The sequence below is a fragment of the Reichenbachiella versicolor genome (genome assembly GCF_003171675.1).
In the GTDB taxonomy this organism is placed as follows: Bacteria; Bacteroidota; Bacteroidia; order Cytophagales; family Cyclobacteriaceae; genus Reichenbachiella; species Reichenbachiella versicolor.
In genome coordinates this window covers 260,443-279,357 of the sequence record NZ_QFZQ01000005.1, presented here as the reverse complement: position 1 = coordinate 279,357, position 18,915 = coordinate 260,443, and the positions used below count along the sequence as shown (strand labels likewise).

Below are 18,915 nucleotides of genomic sequence, written 5' to 3'. Positions count from 1 at the left end.
GTTTTTTATATCAGTTATACATAGTGTTTTGACTAGAAATGACTCAAATCTGGGGTAGAAATTATTTTGACAGCTAAGCTATGCTCACGTCTAACGCTATTACTTTCATGAAGCATGGTAAGTCGATCCGTCAATAGGCTGTACACTTCCGTAGTAGTTCGAATGATGGATTGTGCATTCTGTCTCGATTTGCAGTCAGGTCTCCACATGGTCTTTATACAGTCATCCTGACGTCAGGAAGGATCTATCTACAGGTCGAATAAAGATTCTTCCTTTGTCAGAATGACTTACTAGCCACAAAGACCTTTCATGATGATATATATTCTGCTTATCGACAGAAAGACTAGCTAGAGACTAATCGATCTGCTCTACGAGCTAGCCCTTAGTCACCAGAATGTATGCACCCCAGTTGTAAGGATTAGCGTCTTCCTCCCGATAGATATGGCGGGCATTGAAGAAGGCAATCTGAGGGTCCTCTACTTCTTTGAGTTGTTCGTAAAGCAAGTTCATGAATCGTCGAGCCGCTTGGTCATTGATTTTAACTAAACTGATCAAAACATTGTCCGCCCCCGCTACGAGAAATGCTCTCTGTAGACCGAAAACACCCTCACCATTCTTGACCGTACCTAGTCCCGTTTCACATGCCGCCAATACTACGAGGCTCGTTTCGTCGAGCTGAAGGTTCATGGCTTCGTATGCGGTCAAGATGCCGTCGTTGACACTGCTGTCTTGCTTACTCATGAATATCCCCGAGCTGTGGAGCGGATCGACATGGTCAGGATCATCTTTGAAAAAGCCGTGTGTAGCGACATGCATTACGCCAGGATTTTTGACCTGCTTGATTTGATCCTCAGTCGCTTCCTTGAAGTAGAAGGACTCCGTATCCCATTTTCTAGTATCAAGGATACCAGTGATGTCTTTAGCTTCTTCTTCTGCGCCCGGTAGTTGTTTGAGTCTCATCACATCAGTTTGCACCAATGAGAAGTCGGGGTTACCAAATATCCTTGCCTCACGCTTAAGAGATTTATCCTCAGCGAATATTAAGTCTTTACCACTCGTGATATTGGTGATATTGATTTCGTCTGCCACGTATTTGCCTCGATCATGATCAAATAGCACTGCTGGGTTGAGCTTGTGATAAATACCATCGGGAGAGAGATAGATTCTATTGACATCTCCCACGTGTTCTTGAATCGGTGCCCAGAATATTTTAAACGTCAGCTTGTCTTGAAGACCAAATCGCATGGCGTTTTTGTAGAGATTAAGCCCTTTCTCAAAGTCAATATTTCGATCCCAAGTTACTGTCTCTATCACGCTGTCTTGTTTGATGACGAAGGCGACATAGTGTGCTTGATCTTCAAAACCTTGGTCTAATTCTTTGTCTATAATCTTAGCATGGTAGTTTCTATATTGGATAATGTCAACCATCGCCGTACTGTCAGGTAGGACATTGCTGATTTCTTCCCAAGTATGGTATTGGCCTCGCTCTTCTTCTAGGAATACATGGAAGTGCTGGGCAAGCTCTTTTTCTAGATCCGCACAGTATTCCTCCATTTCTTTGATGTCTAGCCCTTGACGCTCACGTTCATCGTGAGTCAATAGATAGGCCTGAGCAAGAATGTATTTCTCTTCTCTCCACACATTGTAGGTTTCTTTGATTTCTTCATCGTCGCTTTCTTGAATGATCTGACGCATCTTTTCTGAAGCATAGAATAGCATTCCTTTGGTATTGATAAAGTGGTTGACAGCATGGACGGAGTAAGGCGTTTTTACGAAGCTAGGTTGAAAGGCCAGTGCACAGTATCGCTCGATATTGCTTCGGGTCATGTTGAAATACCGCTGTCTCTGCTTATCCGTCAGGACAGGAAAGACATCGTGCATATGGTGTATTTCCGCATCCAATGCGTGATCAAATGCATCCATCGCAGCGATGGTATCTTTTTGAACCAAATGATAGATGGCCAAGTCATTGACTGACTTGATGTAGTAGGGGTGATATTCTCCTAGTGCTTGGTATCGAATGTCTTTGGCTTTTTTCAGTAGTGTGCCAGCTAGGTGCATATTTCCTAGCTGCATGTAGAGCGTTCCTACGTTGCTGAGAGAGGAAGCATACTTAGGATGAGCATTGCCGTAGATGGCTCGATCCATGTCTAGAACTTTTGAATACGTATCTAATGCACGGTTAAGCTCACCGCGCTGTTTGTAGATACTAGCAAGTCCACTGAGGCTATTGGCATAGTCAGGATTGATGCTTCCATAGATTTCCTGTAGGGCTTTAGCGCTTTGAAGGAAAAGTTTTTCGGCTTCATCCAGTTTGCCATCTCGTATGTAGATCGTGGCTAGGTTGTTTAGCAGTTTGGGTTTGATGATCCTAGTATTCTGATTTTCGCTGAGCCCTTGCTGGATGAATTTCTCTGCGGATTCTAAGTCATTGATTCGGTAATAGAGCAGGCTTAGGTTATTGATGGTTTCTAGTTTGAGTGCCGAGTTCTGATTGAATAGTTCTTCCTTGCGCTGTAGGTTTTGAAGAGAATAGGTTTCCGCATCGGCAAAGTCGCCTTGCTCCATTTTGAGAGAGGAGAGTCTATCAATGGCTCGCAGTAGTAAAAGGTCTTGTGTACCTTCTGCGGCTTCTATAGCTGAGATGAGCATGTCTTCACTTTTGACAAGGTCACCTGAATTACGATAGGTAGTTCCTAGTTCTATTTGTAGCGCAATTTTCGTAGAGTCGAATTCTACTTCGATCAGATTGATTGCGGTACTAAGTGCTTCGATACTTTTAGGGAAGTCTCCTTTTTCTCGATTGAAGATTCCTTTGAAGTATAAAAAATCGATTCTGCTGTCGGTGTCTTTCTGATAGTGTTTGTCAACAATAGCTTCGGCTTTGTCTAGGTATTCACCTGCTTCTTGAAACCTAGCGGATTGGCGGTTGAAGGTGGCAAGGTTGTAATACAGTCCCAATAGGTCTGGATGGGTTTCAGGCTTTTCTTTGAGCTCCTCGGTCAATCCTCTTTGGAGCGCTTCTAGGCCTTTGATTTTTTCATTGATTTCCCAGAGCGAGAGGCCTATGTTATTGTATAGAGCTGCAATTCCCAGAGCAGATACGCAGCGTCCTGAGTCAAGGTCTTCGAGCAAAGCATTGGCATAAAACCTTGCTTTTTCGGGTTGATCATATTTGAAGGTATTTACGCTATCTAGCTTTTGTAGACAGGTCTGACCAAATCCAGATAGACTGAACAATATGGTGGCTAACAGGAATCCAAATTTGAATGTATGATGTACTTGTATCTTCATTTAGACTTTTCTCTCTCAATAATGTCAGGTGGTTAGGAGGGTTAGGTTCTTAAGAGGGTCAGGAGAAAGCAGATAATGAATAATCTTTAAATATAACCTGTGTTTGATATAAAAGAGATTTTACAGAAGTATTAAAACTCAATCTCTTAGCCGTATTTTCTGAATTTAACTTAAACGTAACTCCAATGTTGGGGAGTGAAACCCAATGAGTCATCGCCTTGCGATTAAATATACTGAATAAACGAAATGAGTAAAGGACTGTAAGGGAAGAGATTGGACAAATGGTCAAAAGAAAAGCGTCCGCAAGGGTTTGAATCTTACGGACGCTTATAAAATATTGTTTAGAAAAACCTATTCGGCTGCTTTAGCAATCCACCCTTGTACATCTTCCAAGCTTGGATTCTTCACCTCTTTTAGTTTGAGCTTTTTTCGAGTACCGCATACATCTTGGTGGAGCTTACCGTCTTTTGCTTCGGCAAATTGCTCTTTGGTCACCATTCCTAGTTTTTGAAGAATAGGAATCAACTCTGCTGCTACGCCAAGCTCTTCAAACTGCCCCGATGTCAATGCTACGATTTTCTTTTCAGGTTTCATCTGAGGGAAGAAAAGCACATCTTGGATAGAGTTGGAGTTGGTCATCATCATCGCTAGTCTATCGATACCCACACCCAGTCCTGCTGTAGGAGGCATACCGTATTCTAGTGCTCTCAAGAAATCTTCATCAAGCACCATGGCTTCGTCGTCTCCTCTCTTACCTAGTTCCAGCTGCTCTTCGAATCTCTTTCTTTGATCGATAGGATCGTTCAGCTCAGAGAATGCGTTGCAAATTTCTTTACCATTGGCAATAGCTTCAAATCTTTCCACAAGACCCGGCTTGTTTTTGTGCTTCTTAGCCAGTGGAGACATTTCTACAGGATAGTCAGTGATGAAAGTAGGTTGGATCAACTGTCCTTCGCATTTTTCACCAAAAATCTCATCTATCAGCTTGCCTTTACCCATTGTCTTGTCAACAGGAACTTCAAGTTTCTCAGCGGTAGCTCTCAACTCATCTTCATTCATCTCAGAAATGTCGATACCCGTGAAGTGCTCAATCGCTTCGAACATGGTATATCGCTTCCAAGGTCTCTGGAAGTTGATGACGTTTTCGCCTACTTGTACTTCTGTAGTACCATGTAGATCCATAGCCACTTTTTCGACCATAGCTTCTACCAGATCCATCATCCACTCATAGTCTTTGTACGCTACATACAGCTCTACTTGTGTAAATTCTGGATTGTGGAAACGAGACATACCTTCGTTTCTAAAGTCTTTGGAAAATTCGAATACTCCGTCATATCCACCTACGATGAGACGCTTTAGGTATAGCTCATTGGCGATACGCAAGTAAAGTGTCATGTCTAGGGTATTGTGGTGAGTCTTGAAAGGTCTTGCAGCAGCACCACCATACAATGGCTGTAGAATAGGAGTCTCTACTTCCAGATATCCTTTTTCTGCTAAGAAGCCTCTCATAGAGTTGACCAGTTGAGTTCTTTTGACGAATGTGTCACGAACCTCTGGGTTCACGATCAAGTCAACGTATCTCTGTCTATATCTTAGTTCAGGATCAGTGAAGGCATCGAAAGTTTTCGTATTGCCATCTGAGTCCTTTGCTTCTTTTACTATTGGAAGCGGTTTGAGAGACTTAGTGAGTAGTTTCAGCTCGGTCACATGAATCGATATTTCTCCTACTTCGGTGGTGAAGACATATCCTTTTATACCGATGATATCACCGATGTCCATCATTTTTTTGAAGACATTGTTGTAGAAAGACTTGTCTTCATCTGGACACAGATCATCTCTTCTTAGATAGATTTGGATTCTTCCAGTAGAGTCTTGAATCTCAGCAAATGACGCTGATCCCATGATACGACGACTCATTAATCGACCCGCGATAGAAATATCTTTATAGTCAGTCTTTCGTTTTTCGTAGTTTTCGTGGATGTCAGCCGCAGTGACATTCACCTCGAAAGTGTCTGATGGATAAGGCTCGATACCAGTCTCGATAAGCTTCTCTCTGGTCTGCCTTCTGATGATTTCCTGTTCGCTTAATATCATTGATTCTAAATTTTCAGACGGCAAAAATAGGTGTATTAGGCGAATAGATAAAACTTAATTTGATACTCGATATTCATTGCCAAATTGGCCTTGTTTTCAAGATTATTTAATAGTCTCGCTTAGACTTTTGAGACAATTTAATAGACCTTCAAGTCTATCACTTCATGATTAAAGACTCATTACCTCTTTCAGTTTGACACTCTGACGTCTAGATAGTTCTATTTCAATCTCGTTTTTAAGAAATAGCTTAATCGTCCCACTGAACCATGGTTCGACCTTTTCAATAGATTCAAGGTTAATAATCTGTTGTCGGTTGGCTCTGAAAAAGCAAGAAGGATCAAGTTTTGATTCTAACGAGTTGAGAGATTTGGGTATGATAGGGGCATGGCTATCGAAATGAATACGTGTGTAGTTGCCACTTACCTCAAAAAGATTGATGTCTCTAAGATTGATAAACCAGCATCGATCACCTTCCTTTACAAATATTTTATGGTCTTGAGGTAAGTATTTGTTAGTGCTAGTGTGTGCAAGTTTGCCTTTTACTTTTTCTATGGCCAGGGCTAGACGTTCAGATTTTACGGGCTTTTGTAAGTAATCCAGCGCATTGTACTCAAAAGCTTTGATGGCGTAATTATTGTAGGCCGTCACGAAAATCACCTCGGGTAAGTAATCAAGTGTCTCAAGCAATTCAAACCCATTTTTTTCAGGCATCTGAATGTCTAAAAAGATCAAGTCTGGTCGATGCTCTTCTACTAAGCTCTTTCCTTCTTCCGCGTTGGACGCCTCGGCTATTACTTCGACTGAGGGAATTTCCGAAAGTAGGTACTTTAGTTCCTGTCTGGCCAGCCGTGTGTCGTCAATGATGATAGACTTCATGATCATACGGGGATTTTTATAGTGGCAGTCACAAGGTTGTTTTCTTCTGATAGAGTGAATATAGGAGACTTACTGGATAATATTTTGATTCGCTCTAGAGCATTCTTTATTCCTGTGCCAGTGCTGTTTTCATTGTCAGGAGAGAGTCGACCAGAGTTTTTGACTCGTAAAGTTAGATTCTGGTGATTCAGGTCGGTTTCGATAGAGATGACCCCACTAGTTTTGGACTGAGCTATTCCGTGCTTGATGGCATTTTCAGTTAATGTTTGAATCACCATGGGCGGGATCATGCAGTCTTCGCTTCCTTGATTCATATTGACTTCATATTTAAGCCTTTCGTCGTATTGAATGGATTCAAGTTCCAAATAGTTTTTCACTATTTCAATTTCTTCCGATATGGTTACTTGAGATTGTTTGTTAAACTCAATGGAGTATCTCAACAAATCGGAGAGGTTAGTGAGCATATTTCTAGCTTTGTCTCCATCTTCTAGTATCAAGGCTTTGATATTATTCAGAGAGTTGAACAGAAAATGAGGGTTGATTTGAGCTTTGAGAGCGATAAGTTCAGCATCTTTTAGTGCTGTCGTCGCAGCTAGTTTTTCTAGTCTGGAGATTCTGGCATTTTCAATAGAATGATATCCGGTGTAGATGATAGCCCACATATTCAATAGATAAAACAGGTTAGCGGTGTAGAATGGTAAATCTTTCCATACAATAGGTTTGACAGAGTTTTGCCAGTCCAAAGCGACTATCATGATGATATGAATCACGATTATGCAAATCACAGCTGTGATAGCATTGAGCACTAGTAGTCTCGGGATGAGTTTTTTGATGGTGAGCTCCATCCATTTCTGAATGTGTATGATTTTTCTTACACCATGAGATCCAAAGAGTGCTACTATACCTATAATGAATTGCAAAAGAATGACTCTGGTCTGAGCACTTTCTGCTATTGGATACTGTAAAGTGAAGAAAAGAAGAATAAAGATATAGGTGCCCCAGCCGAGGATTTGGCAGATCCAATACAGTGTCTTTTTATTCAGAGATTTCATAAGTATATGGTTCCTTTCCTATTTTATGCTGAACACTTGACATTCAATCTTGCCTTTAAGAAATAAGACTTGAAGGAATAGACAAGTGTATTCATGATTCGAGTAATTGGGATAATAATGTAAGGAGTCAATCCATGAAGACTCCTTAGATCCACGATTAAGATAGTGAAGTTATTCAGATAAAAATTCCATAGCCATTCGATTCATAAATGTAGGATCATCCAACATGATGAAATGACGACCTATGTCTGACAGTTCTATTCTGACATTAGGCAACTTGGCAAATTGAGCTTTGTAGTTATTTAATGTCATTTCCTTAGTTACACCGTACTGTTCATATGCGACGTAGGCTCCGAGTACCAATACTGGTGATTTAATCTTAGAAATATCATCCCTGAGATCGGTAGTGTTCATGTCTTCCATAGCTGTGAAAACTGTATTTGGGTCACTGGCTTCTCCCCATGCATATACCAGGTCTTGATGATTGGGTGATGTAACCATTGACTTTACGACCATTCGTTGCTGTTGTCTAAACTGTTCGGTTGGTGTGGATCGCATACCCTTTACCCTAGCTTCTGAAGTAGCCTTCATAGTTTCCTCCGTGGCCATAGGATTGGTGATAGCGGGAAAAAATGGTAACCCATCTACAATAATAGATTTGGAGAAGGTCTCAGGGTAGCTTGATAGTAGATCTAATGCGATGAAGCCGCCCAAGCTATGACCTATTAATCCGGGCCGGTTGAGTTTTTTGTCTTGGATATAGGCAATAATATCTTGCTTTACAGTAGAGGTTAAGCCATTAGAAGGAAGGTCTATTGCTGGTAAACCTGCAAACCCTTTGATAGTGATAATGTGGCATTCGTAGGACTGTGATAATTCTGCTACGGTGCTATCCCATACTTTTCCTGAACAAGTCAGTCCCGGAATGAGGATTAGCGGGGAACCTTTTCCTTTGGTTTCAATTTCGAACGAATACGCACCGCCCTTTGCAGAGATATCGACAGTACTTAAGAAGACTAAAATGATGATGGATAGCCAGTGTTTTAGATTTGAATTCATGGTTGTGTTTTTTGATTTTGAAGCTCCTTGCCCAAGGGTAAGAGAATAAACCAAAGGGCACTTGCTTTACAATTAATTTATGATTCGAAATTAAGAGTGGCGCATGAGTAATAGAAGCTGTACATGGATGAGCGGTAGCACAGAGGTAGTGAGCGGTAAGTTGCTGCTCTGATGTGTCAAAATCTTCAATGAATTCGACACAATGCTTAGTTTTGGTTTTAAAATGATTGTCTATGGATAAGTATGTTGCTTTGCTAAGAGGAGTCAACGTCTCTGGAAAAAACAAAATCAAAATGGCCGATTTAAGAGAGGCATTGTCACGATCTATTATTGATAATGTGGAGACTTATATCCAAAGTGGCAATATCATTTTTGAAGCAGACATACCTGCTAAGGAGTCAGAAGAACTTATCAACCTGGTGATCAAAAAGGAATTTGGGTTTGATGTCCCAGTGCTGGTTTTGTCAGTGGAAACCTTGAAAACTGTGGTAGAGTGCAATCCTTTCTTAGATAAGGTAGACGATGAGAAAAAGCTGTATGTGGCATTTTTGTTTGATTACCCATCCACAGATGGTGTCCAACGCCTGAGTGATGCCGATACTAAAGGAGATGAGTACTATATGGATGGAGAGATTCTTTACGCTTGCTATCACAATGGTATGGGTAAGTCTAAAATGGATAACAATTTCTTTGAGAACAAGCTGAAGGTATCTGTTACCATGCGCAATTGGAAAACAGTCAATGTGCTAGCAGGAAGTTGAGTGTCCAAATAGTCCTAGTTCAATGCCATCGTATGAGGCAAAATATATTTGATGGTTTTTAGCTCCGCAGCGGAGCACGATTTTTACTGACGTTGGAAGCTTCCTCCGCCGCGGAGGAAGCTTTTCACGCTGAACAAAACGTTGCTCCGCCGCGGAGGAAGCTTTTTACGCTGAACAAAACGTTGCTCCGCCGCGGAGGAAGGTTTCTACGCTAAACAATTGGTCGCTCCGCCACGGAGCAGCAAACTGGTCTATTAATACCTCTTTGTTTAGAAGTTTGAGGAATTTCCTATCGTTCTAATGAACGCGCTCACCAACCTAAATTCAATTATTCCGACTTTGGTTGAGAATACCAGATCCCCTAGTTTAGCTGCATTACAAACATTAGTTGAGAGGTGCGTTATCTATTTAGGCATTGTATTCAATTAGGTAAGTACCAAACCAAATGATATGCTGAAACTGAAAATAGTAATTACAACTTTCCTATTCATAGGCCTATGCTTTAATCTAGTCGGGTAGGATAATAATTGTATTGATAGATCATCAAGACATATTATCCATTCCAAGTTTCTTGAGGAGGATAGGGAGTACTGGGTGTCACTATGCTGATTCATTAAAATATCCTGTTATATATGTTTTTGATGCTGAGTGGAGATTCGAACTAATAAAAGCGATCACTTTTGAATTAGGAGCATGGGATAAAATCCAAAAGTCTATTGTAGTTGGTATACCTCACATTGATTGGGAATATAAAAGAGGGCAAGACCTTACTTTTAGCGAATCGAGAATTGAATATGACGGAGACATAGTTGATTCTACTTGGTATAACAAGTCGAACTCCGGAGGAGCGATGAAATTTTATAACTATCTAACAAAAGAATTAATACCCAACGTAAACCAAAACTATTCTACCAATAGCCATGAAACTTTGGTCGGTCATTCCTACGGGGGATATTTTGGAGGTTATATTTTGTCCTTAAACCATCCCTTTGAAGTAATACATATTTATGATCCGTCTATTTGGTTTAGCAATGGGGAAGTGACAATCAGTTTCAAAAAAAGCAATTACAACAAACCAGTTAAGATTCACTTAACCTATCAGCCCAAGCCCAAATTTCATAGAGAAAAAATAGATGAGTTTATTGACGAGCTTTCGAAGAATAAGCATGTTCAACTCACTACTGAATTGTATGAAGATGAAACTCATAACTCTTTGTTTTTAGATAGCTTCTATAGCGGAATCACCCTAACAAACAAGTGAAAGAATACTCAAGCGATATTGTATTCTGGGGAGGTCTTCTAAAATTACCCCTTGTATACATTGGGGTTATGTTTTTCCATGTAAAACTCAGGATTGGGTACTTCCGTGAACCCAAACTTTTCATCTCCTAAATATGCCATCGTGGAAAAGTCTGAGATTATGCTAGCAAATCCAATTTGTTTACCCCAATGATAGAGCTCAAAACTTAAGGAGTGTTTAATTAATATTAATGCTATAGTGGTCAGCCCCATGTTTGGTTTATCTACATCTGCTCTACCCTTGTATCAGCAGTGGTATGTCCTGTGATTTTATTGATCTTTTAGGAATGGCTGAGATTTCTGAATTAGTATACAATAAGCCAGAATCTGTATAAATATTTATGCTTGATATGATTCTACATTTGTTATCTCAAATAAGATCGTGGAATTATGAAAACAAAGTGGAATACTAAAAACATAGATTCTCAAAAAGGAAGGATAATTTTAATCACCGGGGCAAATAGTGGTCTAGGTTTAGGAACTGCAAAAGCTCTAGCCATGAAAGGAGCACACATTGTTTTAGCTGTTCGAAACATGGACAAAGGTGCTTTCGCTACTAAGGAACTACTAAAAGAAATCCCTAATGCAAAAGTGGATCTTTTGAAAGTAGACTTATCTGATTTAAATTCTGTAAGAAGTTTTGCTGATAGATTTAAATCTAAATATGATAAGTTAGATGTTTTAATAAATAATGCAGGTGTAATGATGACCGAAGATAGATTTCAAACAATGCAAGGGTTTGAAGGTCATTTAGGAACAAATCATCTTGGACATTTTGTACTGACAAAAGAGCTGATAGATCTCATTGGGGAAACTGAGAATTCGAGGATTGTGACTTTGAGTAGTGTATATGCCAAAATGAAACCTGCTGATATCTATTGGGATGACTTGCAGTTTGAAAAAAAGTACAACAAAGAGAAGGCATATGCTCAAAGTAAGTTAGCTAATATGATGTTTGGTGTAATGCTTAACAAAAAACTATATGAAAGTGGAAGCAAAACAATATCCATACTAGCTCATCCTGGATATACAGCTACTAATTTGCAGAGACATATGGGGTTAATAGGAAAGGTTATGAATTTTTTAATTGCTCAAAAAATTGAGATGGGAATTTTACCAGTCTTAAGAGCAGCGACAGATGTTAATGTAAAAGGAGGGGAGTATTATGGACCTGAAAAAATGAGTAACTGGAGAGGTTACCCAGTTATAAACACATTAGCAGATAAAGCACTTGATGATAATGAATTAAAAAAATTATGGAAAATATCAGAAGAGCTAACTCAGACTAACTTCTAAATCTTAATAGATGAGCATGGTTTTTGGAATAAATACTATTACAGAATTACATGAGGTTTTTGGATATAAAAAACCAAAGCATCCTTTGATTTCAGTAATAAATTTATCGGATGTTGAAATTTCCGAGAGATTTCTAAATTCAAAAGTTGGGTTTCCTTTTTATAACATTACTTTAAAAACTAAGACTGCGCATCCCTTTAAATATGGGCGAGAGTATTTTGATTTTTCTGAAGGATCGTTATTTGGAACTGCCCCAAATCAGTTAGTCGAAATTGAAGAGACTTGTGAAAAAGGAGAAATGGAAGGTTGGGGATTATACTTTCATCCAGACTTAACTCATGGCTATAATCTAATCGATAAATTATCGGATTATGCCTTTTTTTCTTACGAGACTAAAGAAGCTTTACATCTTTCAGAGAAGGAAAAATCAACTTTAAACAATGTTGTATCACAAATTATTGAAGAGTATGAATCTAACATGGATGAGTTTAGTCAAGACTTACTTATTTCTAATTTAGAATTATTGTTCAATCATGTGCGACGTTTTTATAGTAGACAGTTTTTAACAAGAAAAAGTCAAAATATTAGCATTGTTACTAAACTCAAAAAGCTTTTAAAAGAATACTATAATTCGAATCAGATATCAGTAAATGGGTTACCCAAAGTTCATTATTTCGCAGAAAAACTCAATCTATCAAGTAGTTATTTAAGTGATCTCTTAAAGAATGAAACAGGAAAAAATGCTCAGGATACGATTCATACTTATTTAATAGAAAAGGCTAAAAATAATTTATTAAATACAAATAAGTCTATTTCTGAAATAGCTTTTGAACTGGGGTTTGAATATCCACAATACTTTAGTCGTTTTTTTAAAAAGGAGACAGGGCTAACACCTAAAGGGTTTAGGCTTGATGAGAACTAAATAAAATTGTCAGATAAAACCTATCGTTCCTTAAGGGTTTATTGAAGGCCTAACCTATATAGCTCGTGTTTAGTAATAGTGTAATAGCGAGTGACCAACTCAACAAGTCTATCTTCAACAATCCTTTTTGATCAATATAATCCATTGTAAATGATTACTGTAGGGGGTAGTATTGTGTATTAAGGTAAAATAAAAACTGAGTGGTTTATACTTGGCTCTTGTTTGCAACTAAAAATGAATATGAATTCAAATAAGAAAATCGGAAGATACGCTGGAGCATTATTTCTATTTGCTTTGATCCCCTATGTCATCGGCCAAGTGGGGATTTTGGAAAGCTTACTATACGTACCTAACTATTTACAGAAAATCATAGAAGTAAGGCTATTAATTGGTGTTGGAATACTACTAAAATGGATTAGTCTAACTGCGATGATAGCGTTTGCAATTCTTGTCTTTCCAATTTTAAGGAGTTTTGGAAATAAATTGACTATAGGTTATCTGTCATTAAGGTTTATTGAATTCGGAATGCTTATACTGGGAAGCACAAAGCTTTTAAGTCTAGTATCGTTGAGTAAACAATATATGAGTTGTGAAGAATCTGCTCATGACTATATAGAGGTTGAGGCAGATACCTTGCTTATTGAATGGGAATGGATCGGATTTGTATATATGTTCATCTTTGCCTTGCATTGTTTTGTGTTTTATTACTTGATGTATAAGTCAAATCTAGTTTTAAGGCTTATTTCAATTTTTGGCTTAATATCTTCGGTCTGATTTTGGTGAACGTAATATTTGGGGTGCTAGGATTAAGTATTGGTGGTTTTTATTTGTTCGCGCCCATTGGAGTTGTTGAATTAGTTTTGGGTGTATGGTTGTTGATTTATGGGTTTAGAAAGGCAAATGAATAGAGATTTGAGATAAATAAAAGCAGATAGTATTCTATATGAAATTATATCTAATCCCATTTGTTGATTTTACTTCATATTCCTGAAAACTATCATCTTATTAGATTTAAATACATCATTTTTGATAGCCAAGGCTTTAATCTTTTTATTATTCTACTTAGTAAGTGGTATTGCTATTGGACAAGTGTCCTCTGATGCAGACAGTATCATTTACTCCAATGACAATAGGGTATTAGCACAAATTTTTGATGAAGTAAAAACTGATAGTAGTAAAGTCAGTGAATACAGGTTTTATAATCAGAACGGATTTTTTTGTCTATCGCTCAGATACGACAATGGCGACTTTTATAGGTTTGATGACAATGTTGATTTAAACAGAGATATAATTTTCCTTGCGGATACTTTTGAGACAGGATTTATCAACCGGATCGATAATACGGATATTGAAAGTCCAGTTGAAGCCTTGTACAGAGTACTCAACACTTATTACAATCCCCATGAGTTGGATTCAACTATCCTTAGATACCTTGATTTTTTAACACAGCATTTCGACTCTAATATTTTTGATTCGGATGAAAAGCAAGAACATCTTGCTCTTTATAATAGTGATACAACAGCATACGAGCCGTGGGAAGAAACTTTTAACCTTACTTATCATTTTCCAGACCTTAGAAGATTATATGCTCAACTTCATAGACTGTGTATTACTGATTTGTCAGGATCAGATAAAAAGAAGAACAATGACAAGATATATTTCAGGCTTGTCACTGAGAAGGGCGGTAAGATTCAGGAATTAGTTTGCTTGTCTGATCTCCGGCCTAAAAATAGAGCGAGTCTGTATGAAGAGCTGGAACAGCTAAAGAAAACCAGACTTTACCCTACAAGAGCACGAGGTTATGCAGGGCAGTTAAAAGCAATCTTTTATGTAGATCTTAAGAATGAAAAAATTACTCACTAACCTCAGTTCGATTTAAAAACCTATTGATTCATACTTATTTGACGTTTTGTAAGAAAGAATGAAAATTATACTGTCTGAGCGTTAGCGAGTTTATAATTTTCTAGACTTTTTGGTTCCTTTTTTGGCAATGAAAAAAGGAAGAGCCCGCCTGGCTTGAAGGCAAAAGCTTGATTAAGTATAATGGATTGAGGTTTTGTAGAGTGTTTGAAAAATTATTAATCTAACTCAGGTTCACTAAGTATCTATTTCATTCTGAGAAGGCTTTTAAAAAGAGACTAAAAACTAAAGATGTTCATAGTCTCTGTCGTACGGTCTCTTTCTGAAATTACCCCTTGTACACATTGGGGTTATGTTTTTCCATGTAAAACTCAGGATTAGGCACTTCAGTGAACCCAAACTTTTTGTAGAGCCACTCGGCAGTATCAGTCAATAAAATCCAGCGCCTTAATCCCTGAAGATTGGGGTGTTCCATTATTTCATTCATCAGCCATTTGCTTAATCCCTTTCCTCTATATTCATCTAGGACGTAGACATCTCCTAGATATGCTATCGTAGAAAAGTCTGAGATTATTCTAGCAAATCCAATTTGTTTTCCCCCATGATAGAGCCCAAAATTCAAAGAGTTTTCAATTGATGTCTTCAAAGTATCGATAGGAATTCCGTTAGCCCAGTCTGTTTCGTTTGCAAGGAACTGGTGAATGCTCGAAATATCTAATTTATCCTTGTCAGTCGAAATGGTATAGTCATTTCTATGTGTTTCTCTAATTTCCAATTCAGTGTTTAGTTAATGTATGTTTAAATTGAAAAAAATAGTCATATTGAGCAAAGCGAAATATCTAGCTAGGGTGTGCAGAGTCTCTATGTTATGCTGTTTTTATTTGAGGTGATGGGGAGTTGGAATGGTAAACCACCATGCTGAGCATGGCACTAATGGAGCTATAAACATCTTCACTGCAATCAACACCGTGTCAGAAAAACTACTGATTCATTTCCTGTTTTAAGACACAGTCTTAAAACAACTGGTGTGAGAGGCGCTCCGTGAGCTTATGGCTCACGGCCGTCTACTCGATTGTGTACATTTTTTTCTAATATTTAAGAACTAAGCGTTCCTTCGGTCTAAGTAAAAGTTAATTACGACTAAGATGATATAACTAATCCCCATCAATGGTGGTTTGTATTCCATAGGAAGAATTTCTGCAGGGATATCAGGATGAAGATGCGTGTAAATAGCTACAATCATCATTACTACAACAATTAAGTTGGCCGAAGTAAAGAGAACTCTTCTGAACTTTTGATCGATTGTGTTGCCTTTAATGGCCAAAAATATTAGCGCAAAACCTACTGCCAATTCACTAAATTTTACAACATATTGCATTGCGCTTGGAAACGGAAAACCGATGATTTCCAAATGTTGATATATGAAAGTTTTAAATGGCTCTGTAAATTTTGCCAAACCTGGCAAAACCATCATAAAACCCAATGCTCCTGTTATTATTCTTACTGACTTTTTCATTTTACTTTTTTTAATAGTTGAATACCAATGCTCAAATAGAAAACGTACATTAAGGTTAGAACTCCTTAAGTGAGTTCAAAGCTTGGATCTGGAAGTCAAAAGAGTACCTTATAAACGCCAAAGCCCCTAGAATTGAAAGAATTCGACTTAACCCAACTTTTAATAGAGATAAACCATAAAGTGCTGATGAAATGAGAAGTGTAAAGAAACCTATTCCTGCAAATCCCATTGCTAATTGGTGCGTTCCTATTATTACTGAAGCTAGATTACTGTTTTAGTCCGTACCATTTTGCGTTTATCAATGAAGGTAATGTAAGCCCGTAAATGATTAATCTAAGGGAGTACAGAGTTTGATCAATCACTAAACCAATAAACGCAAACAAACCCAATGAAATGATATTGTCGTTGGCTGATTTCTTAACTTTTTGGTACAAACTATAGAAACTGATTATACTCGACGGAGTACCCTTTAACACCATTATGTGTGAGGCTAGGTAAGCGTTTGTTTGCCTAATAAATATAGTGTCTGCTAACTTATGTGGTGGTATCTGATTGGTTGTGACACTTTCGGTCAATAGAGTTGGAAAAATTCTAAGGACGTTGAGCAGTCCTGCTCCACTTAGACCAATACTGCCAAATTTCATTATTGCTTTCATAACTATTAGAATTTGACTTGTTCCCAAAAGAACAGATCGATTTTATTTTAAACCAATACTTATCTTTCCCAAGCAAACTTCTCGAAGACTTTATCTACAGGAGTTTGCGCTATATGATTGGTGTAATTACTTAGAATCTTTTGAGAATAACCCAAAAAGATTTCTAATACGTGTTGCTTGGTGAATCCTACATTGTAAAATTCGGTCAACTCTTGGTCACTTAGCACACCTTGGTTGCGTACAATTTTTAAGGTAGTTAATCTTAGTATCTCCAATTTGTTGTTTTCAAGAGGTGTTTTGTCTCTCAATGCTTGTGTGATTTTGGTATCGACCTTCATTGAATGCGCAATGCCAGTGTGTGCTGGCACACAATAGTGACACTGGTTTTCTACATTAATGGTTTGCCAAATTACGGTTAGCTCTTCTGCATTGAAGGCAGTTTCTTCTGAAAACAAACGATGCAGTATTTTATAAGCTTCTAATACCGCTGGAGATTCTGCCATTACTGCATGTAAATTGGGTATCATTCCAAAAGCCTTTAGTGAGTTCTCTAGCAGACTTTTACTTTTTTCTGGAGCTGTTTCTATTGTGTGAATTTTCAAATTGTCCATAATCTATTTTTTAATTACTAATATCATAGGACAAATTTCTGACTCTATTTTCACTATTATATGGACAAAAAGATCAAGAATATGGAGAGTGTTACTGGGTTTGTTGTTTCCTGAAGTCGGAAGGGGAGAGTGACACACTTTTTTTAAATATGCGTGTGAAATAAAGAGGGTCATTAAAACCTATTTCAAATGCAATTTCACTAATTGTCATATTTGTTACTACCAATAGCTCTTTGGCTTTATTGATTTTTTGAACATTGAAAAATTTGGCAGGGGTATTATTAAATGTTTTTTTAAACTCTCTTTTAAATGAGGATACACTAAGATTGGTTAGGCGAGCTAATTCTTCAATCTCAAGATTGTTGAATTGATGTAGTTTGATAACATCTTTGAAGTTTGCCTCTCTTTTAGAATACAGGTCTTGAATAAGCTCAAGTACTGAAGATGCGTTTTTTGTCTGAACCAACAGCAAAATCAACTCTCGAACTTTGAGCTCTAAAAGATCATCGTTTACGAGGTGTGGATTATCAAAGTAAAAGTCGAGAGACTCTATAAATCTTGTAATGGTTTCGTCCTCAACAAGTTTATTTGTTTTTGGAGGGGTGGCATTGTTTTTTATGGTTGCTGGTATTTCATTCGCATAAAGTGCTTTAAGCAAGTCTGGGTATAAATGAATAGCAATGACTTCTACAGCCTCTTCTGACGTTGATTTCACAAAGTCAAGAAAGTAAGTGTCACATTTTAATAAAATAGCTTCTTTTAGATTGGGGGTAAAGTCAAAGCTGTCTTCTGATGACATCAATTTACCAGTAGCACCTTTTAGATGTATAAAGCACCCCTCATTTTGGAACACTCTTCCATGTTTATATGGAGGCTTAATGTATGCCTTTTCAATAAGCACTTTATCTTTGTATTGAAAGCTCTCCTTTTTGAGTATCATTTATTCTAATTGTACATAACAACCAAGTACATAACACCAAGTCTTTTCTTTTACGTTGATATACAATTCTAAAAACAACAACAATCAATTACAACGGTAATGCATAATACATACTTCCTTATTTACTGAACCCAAAAAACAGCCAGTAAACCCCTAAAACCACACCAAAACTCTCAAAAAACGACGCCTCGCAGTTTTTAATGACAAAAACCCAGAAAAATGACCCTTCGCTGAAAAAAATGAGTCTACGGAGATTTTCTGGGGTCATTCGGGGTTTTTTGAGTGCCATTCGTTGATTTTGAAGGGGTATTCGCATGCGAATGGCTATAAAAAAGTGCCTCCGTTCCCGCCATGCTCAGCATGGTGGTTTACCATTTCAACTCTCCATCTCCTCAAATAAAAACAGCCATAGCAAAGAGACGTTATACACTCTAGCTAGATATTTCGCTCTGCTCAATATGACCGCTCTTTTTTGAATTATGCATACCTACACACCTATGCATATATGCACACCCATTACCCCTTGCATATATGCACACCTCTAACCCCTTGCATATTTTCATTTTTGATCATTTCAAATTATGCACACCTATGACCCCATGCATATATGCATACCCATACCCCTGTGCATAATACACAAACTACCTTCTCTAAATAATGTGTCACTCGTTGCACTTTG

At 37.9% G+C, this 18,915-nt stretch carries 16 protein-coding genes; 6 read left to right on the top strand and 10 right to left on the bottom strand.

Annotated features, from left to right (window positions below):
- Positions 1–375: 375 nt before the first annotated feature.
- The 5 genes from DKG80_RS11690 to DKG80_RS11670 form a co-directional block, all read right to left on the bottom strand.
- Positions 376–3,294, bottom strand: coding sequence for a CHAT domain-containing protein (locus DKG80_RS11690; protein WP_109831526.1), 2,919 nt, complete (start codon positions 3,292–3,294; stop codon positions 376–378).
- A gap of 351 nt (positions 3,295–3,645) precedes the next feature.
- Positions 3,646–5,388, bottom strand: coding sequence for a lysine--tRNA ligase (lysS, locus tag DKG80_RS11685; RefSeq protein WP_109831525.1), 1,743 nt, complete (start codon positions 5,386–5,388; stop codon positions 3,646–3,648).
- Positions 5,389–5,556: 168 nt separating this feature from the next.
- Positions 5,557–6,264 (bottom strand): LytR/AlgR family response regulator transcription factor, encoded by a 708-nt coding sequence (locus DKG80_RS11680; protein ID WP_109831732.1) that lies wholly within the window; start codon positions 6,262–6,264, stop codon positions 5,557–5,559.
- 2 nt (positions 6,265–6,266) lie between these two features.
- Positions 6,267–7,316: a sensor histidine kinase gene (locus DKG80_RS11675; protein ID WP_109831524.1), complete on the bottom strand. Its 1,050-nt coding sequence runs from the start codon at positions 7,314–7,316 to the stop codon at positions 6,267–6,269.
- A 171-nt stretch (positions 7,317–7,487) separates the two neighbouring features.
- Complete coding sequence (locus DKG80_RS11670) at positions 7,488–8,375, bottom strand: alpha/beta fold hydrolase (protein ID WP_162555839.1); 888 nt, start codon at positions 8,373–8,375, stop codon at positions 7,488–7,490.
- A 233-nt stretch (positions 8,376–8,608) separates the two neighbouring features.
- On the opposite strand from DKG80_RS11670, the gene DKG80_RS11665 reads away from it, so the two are divergent.
- The 6 genes from DKG80_RS11665 (at position 8,609) to DKG80_RS11635 (ending at position 14,516) form a co-directional block, all read left to right on the top strand.
- Positions 8,609–9,136: a DUF1697 domain-containing protein gene (locus tag DKG80_RS11665; protein WP_109831522.1), complete on the top strand. Its 528-nt coding sequence runs from the start codon at positions 8,609–8,611 to the stop codon at positions 9,134–9,136.
- A gap of 532 nt (positions 9,137–9,668) precedes the next feature.
- Complete coding sequence (locus DKG80_RS11660; protein WP_162555838.1) at positions 9,669–10,397, top strand: alpha/beta hydrolase; 729 nt, start codon at positions 9,669–9,671, stop codon at positions 10,395–10,397.
- Positions 10,398–10,825: 428 nt separating this feature from the next.
- The gene (locus DKG80_RS11650; RefSeq protein ID WP_109831520.1) at positions 10,826–11,731 is read left to right on the top strand and encodes an oxidoreductase; all 906 of its coding nucleotides are present in this window, start codon (positions 10,826–10,828) and stop codon (positions 11,729–11,731) included.
- Between the two features lie 16 nt (positions 11,732–11,747).
- Complete coding sequence (locus tag DKG80_RS11645; RefSeq protein WP_245907000.1) at positions 11,748–12,653, top strand: AraC family transcriptional regulator; 906 nt, start codon at positions 11,748–11,750, stop codon at positions 12,651–12,653.
- 240 nt (positions 12,654–12,893) lie between these two features.
- Complete coding sequence (locus DKG80_RS11640) at positions 12,894–13,427, top strand: DUF4386 domain-containing protein (RefSeq protein WP_221409115.1); 534 nt, start codon at positions 12,894–12,896, stop codon at positions 13,425–13,427.
- A gap of 252 nt (positions 13,428–13,679) precedes the next feature.
- Positions 13,680–14,516, top strand: coding sequence for a hypothetical protein (locus DKG80_RS11635; RefSeq protein ID WP_109831517.1), 837 nt, complete (start codon positions 13,680–13,682; stop codon positions 14,514–14,516).
- Positions 14,517–14,841: 325 nt separating this feature from the next.
- On the opposite strand, the gene DKG80_RS11630 is transcribed toward DKG80_RS11635, so the two are convergent.
- From DKG80_RS11630 to DKG80_RS11610, 5 genes are all read right to left on the bottom strand, one after another.
- A complete protein-coding gene (locus tag DKG80_RS11630) occupies positions 14,842–15,288 on the bottom strand; it encodes a GNAT family N-acetyltransferase (protein ID WP_109831516.1) in 447 nt (148 codons plus the stop codon).
- A 327-nt stretch (positions 15,289–15,615) separates the two neighbouring features.
- A complete protein-coding gene (locus DKG80_RS11625; protein WP_109831515.1) occupies positions 15,616–16,029 on the bottom strand; it encodes a hypothetical protein in 414 nt (137 codons plus the stop codon).
- A gap of 266 nt (positions 16,030–16,295) precedes the next feature.
- Positions 16,296–16,685, bottom strand: a complete 390-nt coding sequence (locus DKG80_RS11620) for a hypothetical protein (RefSeq protein WP_109831514.1) — start codon at positions 16,683–16,685, stop codon at positions 16,296–16,298.
- A gap of 59 nt (positions 16,686–16,744) precedes the next feature.
- Positions 16,745–17,296 (bottom strand): carboxymuconolactone decarboxylase family protein, encoded by a 552-nt coding sequence (locus DKG80_RS11615; protein WP_109831513.1) that lies wholly within the window; start codon positions 17,294–17,296, stop codon positions 16,745–16,747.
- Positions 17,297–17,387: 91 nt separating this feature from the next.
- Positions 17,388–18,236: a helix-turn-helix domain-containing protein gene (locus tag DKG80_RS11610; RefSeq protein WP_109831512.1), complete on the bottom strand. Its 849-nt coding sequence runs from the start codon at positions 18,234–18,236 to the stop codon at positions 17,388–17,390.
- Positions 18,237–18,915 lie beyond the last annotated feature (679 nt).

Excerpts from the sequence above, each read along its gene's own strand:
- DKG80_RS11690 (WP_109831526.1), bottom strand. The coding sequence starts at position 3,294 with ATGAAGATACAAGTACATCATACATTCAAATTTGGATTCCTGTTAGCC.
- lysS (WP_109831525.1), bottom strand. The coding sequence starts at position 5,388 with ATGATATTAAGCGAACAGGAAATCATCAGAAGGCAGACCAGAGAGAAG.
- DKG80_RS11680 (WP_109831732.1), bottom strand. The coding sequence starts at position 6,264 with ATGAAGTCTATCATCATTGACGACACACGGCTGGCCAGACAGGAACTA.
- DKG80_RS11675 (WP_109831524.1), bottom strand. The coding sequence starts at position 7,316 with ATGAAATCTCTGAATAAAAAGACACTGTATTGGATCTGCCAAATCCTC.
- DKG80_RS11670 (WP_162555839.1), bottom strand. The coding sequence starts at position 8,375 with ATGAATTCAAATCTAAAACACTGGCTATCCATCATCATTTTAGTCTTC.
- DKG80_RS11665 (WP_109831522.1), top strand. The coding sequence starts at position 8,609 with ATGGATAAGTATGTTGCTTTGCTAAGAGGAGTCAACGTCTCTGGAAAA.
- DKG80_RS11650 (WP_109831520.1), top strand. The coding sequence starts at position 10,826 with ATGAAAACAAAGTGGAATACTAAAAACATAGATTCTCAAAAAGGAAGG.
- DKG80_RS11645 (WP_245907000.1), top strand. The coding sequence starts at position 11,748 with ATGGTTTTTGGAATAAATACTATTACAGAATTACATGAGGTTTTTGGA.
- DKG80_RS11640 (WP_221409115.1), top strand. The coding sequence starts at position 12,894 with ATGAATTCAAATAAGAAAATCGGAAGATACGCTGGAGCATTATTTCTA.
- DKG80_RS11625 (WP_109831515.1), bottom strand. The coding sequence starts at position 16,029 with ATGAAAAAGTCAGTAAGAATAATAACAGGAGCATTGGGTTTTATGATG.
- DKG80_RS11620 (WP_109831514.1), bottom strand. The coding sequence starts at position 16,685 with ATGAAAGCAATAATGAAATTTGGCAGTATTGGTCTAAGTGGAGCAGGA.
- DKG80_RS11615 (WP_109831513.1), bottom strand. The coding sequence starts at position 17,296 with ATGGACAATTTGAAAATTCACACAATAGAAACAGCTCCAGAAAAAAGT.
- DKG80_RS11610 (WP_109831512.1), bottom strand. The coding sequence starts at position 18,236 with ATGATACTCAAAAAGGAGAGCTTTCAATACAAAGATAAAGTGCTTATT.